This is a genomic window from Micromonospora sp. RTBAU3-60 (genome assembly GCF_054963695.1).
Genome location: NZ_JBUEGB010000206.1, coordinates 1 through 619, shown reverse-complemented (window position 1 = coordinate 619; position 619 = coordinate 1). Strand labels below are relative to the sequence as shown.

Below are 619 nucleotides of genomic sequence, written 5' to 3'. Positions count from 1 at the left end.
AAGATCACTTACACAAAAATCTTGACAAGCTCCTCCCCTGACCGGATGCCGTGCCCGGCCAGCGCCTGCCGCTTCACAACGGCACGTCCCTACACCCCGCTGCCACATCCCACCGACGGGGCTCCGTTTTACGAGGCATCAACGAAGGTTCACGCGATTCACCCGTCCGGTCTGCCCCTCACCCGTGACCTCCCAGGTGGAACAGGAGACCCTTCGGCTTTCCCCTCGGGCTTCGCACCCTGCCGTTACCAGCAGCGCACGCCAAGGGCGGGGCCAGGCCATGAGCACAAGCCCGGAGCTACACCACCAACATCGCCTCGGTCCTCCAATCAGCGAGCTCTCTCGCAATGTGCGACCTCGTGTCGCAATGGCAGATCCGGACGACCGTGGGCGCGACCTCGCGAAGTAAGGTCATGAGATGGTGCCCGTGACTCGGCTGGACCACGCCGTCATTGCTGTCTCGGATTGGCGGGTCTCCACCGACTTCTATCGTGATGTCGTCGGTGCTGAGGTGATCAGCGTTGGCGGCGATCGCGTTGCGTTCCGAGTCGGTCCCAACCAGTTGAACGTTCATGGGCCGGGTGTCGACCTTGCGGACAACGTTGCCCGTCTCCCCGTT

Annotated in this window: 1 protein-coding gene; it reads left to right on the top strand. The window is 63.0% G+C overall.

What is annotated here, in order from left to right:
* Positions 1 to 418: 418 nt before the first annotated feature.
* On the top strand, positions 419 to 619 hold a 201-nt coding region (locus ACY34I_RS40580), incomplete at its 3' end, for a VOC family protein (RefSeq protein WP_462760741.1).